The organism is Streptomyces sp. MnatMP-M17 (genome assembly GCF_900091995.1).
Classification (GTDB): Bacteria; Actinomycetota; Actinomycetes; order Streptomycetales; family Streptomycetaceae; genus Streptomyces.
Genome location: NZ_FMDK01000893.1, coordinates 1 through 1,759, shown reverse-complemented (window position 1 = coordinate 1,759; position 1,759 = coordinate 1). Strand labels below are relative to the sequence as shown.

Sequence of the window (1,759 nt, the reverse complement as noted above, 5' to 3'; positions counted from 1 at the left end):
GCCGAGAGGGTCCGGCTCGGCCACCCGCCTCCGTGGTGTCCGGTCAGTTCCGGGGCGGGGTGACCGGCTGTCCGTGCTGTTTGCGGAGCTGGACCATCAGGGCGGTCAGCGTGTCGCTGGACAGCGGGATCTGCTGACCGCGGATCGCCTGCGCGACCACCTTCCGGGTCAGCTTGTCCTCGGCCCTGACCGCCGACCGGGCGATCTCCAGCAGCTCCTCGGTATCCGGGTCAGACCGCCGGTCACCGGTTGTCCGGGCGTCCCGGTCAGTGACCGGAGCGACGCTGTCCGGACAACCCGTGACCGGCTCGGCGCTGCCCGGCCGGTCGTTGACCGCCGGGAAGGTGTCCGGCTGTCCGACCAGGTCAGCGACCTGGGGCTCCCGGTCACGGCGCCCAGTATCCGGACGGGTGCCGTCCCCTGGGGCGCTGTCCTCGGCCGGTGTCCGAGTGTCCGGAGTCTGCTTGTTCAGGGACAGCCGGGGCCGGTCGGTCAGCGCGGTCACCGGCTGTCCGGCGCCGCCCTGACCGGGCAGCGGCTGTTGCTGACCGGCCCGGTCAGGCCGAGTTACCGCGACGCGCTCGCCCTGACCGAGGTGACCGGGGCCGCGGCGGTCACTGTTCTTGACCGGTCCCCGGGCGATGAGGATGTAGAGGTGGACGGCTCCGGCCAGGGCCAGCGGCGCGAGTGTGGACAGGACAGCGACCACCGTGTCCCCGAGCCGCAGATCCTCGGCTGGGGCCGTCTGCTGGTTGAGGCGGACCGCGTGGAGGGCGTTGGCCCAGATGCTGGCGGTGGTGGCCGTGCCGAACAGAAGCCATACGTACGCGCGGGCCCGCAGCGGGGCGTTGCGCAGGACAAGCAGGGCCCGTACGCCGTAGGCGATGAAGCCGTCGATCACCAGAGGAAAGAGGTAGGTCAGCGGTCCGCGGACGTGGATCGCGACGGCCATCTGCTGGAGGGCGTCGTAGGAGAGGGCACAGCCGGCCGCGCCCAGGGCGACGATGGCGGCGCGGTCCCAGCCGGTGATGTGCGCCTGTACCGGCACTGAGGCGCTGGTCACGCGGCCGTCCCGAAGTCGTCGCGGTTCGGCAGGTCCTTACCCTGTCCAGGCGGTGGAGTGGTTGTTGTGTTGTGTTCCAGGTCGCGGTTGCGGTGGGCGCGGCGGGTTTCGCGGTAGAGCTTTTGGGCGTGTTCCTCGGTGATCTTCAGCAGCTGGGCGAGGCGCTGTTCGGTGACGCCGTAGCGGTAGGCGGCGTGGATGACCGCGCGGCGTTCGGCGTGGGTGAGGTGGATGTCGCGTCCGGCGAGGGTGGCGTTGACCCGGCTGTAGTCGAGGCGGGTGGCGAGCTTGGCGTGCAGGGGTGCTCGTTCTTCCTCGGTCATGCCGCCCCGGATGCCGTGGGCGTCGTTGTTCTCCAGGGCGGCGTCCAGGCAGGTGCGCTGGACCGGGCACTGGCGGCACAGTGCCTTCGCGGCGCGGATGCGGTCCATCTCGTCGGGCTCGGGGAAGAAGATCTCCGGGTCCACCGGGTGGTACTCCGTGCTCTGGCAGACGGCCTGGTCCTGCCAGGTCTGGTCGCCGAGCGAGCGGTGGCGGCCAGGGCCGTTGGTCGTGGTGTTCATGCGGGGGTCGCTCCGATCAGTCTCCGCGTGCAGGGGGCGTCGGCGGAGGTGCACTGGGTCCGGGGGAGGTGCTCGGGGCGCGCCGAGGGCGCGCGGGGCAGGCGCGGCGGCGGCCTGCTGGGGTCAGGCGGCG

The 1,759-nt window shown here is 71.9% G+C and carries 2 protein-coding genes; both read right to left on the bottom strand.

The window, feature by feature from the left end; all coding sequences use genetic code 11:
* Positions 1-43 precede the first annotated feature (43 nt).
* Complete coding sequence (locus GA0115259_RS32885; RefSeq protein WP_093603725.1) at positions 44-1,063, bottom strand: DUF2637 domain-containing protein; 1,020 nt, start codon at positions 1,061-1,063, stop codon at positions 44-46.
* On the bottom strand, positions 1,060-1,626 hold the full coding sequence (locus GA0115259_RS32880) for a WhiB family transcriptional regulator (RefSeq protein WP_093603723.1): 567 nt from the start codon (positions 1,624-1,626) through the stop codon (positions 1,060-1,062). Before GA0115259_RS32880 ends, GA0115259_RS32885 begins: the two co-directional genes overlap by 4 nt.
* Between the last annotated feature and the right edge of the window lie 133 nt (positions 1,627-1,759).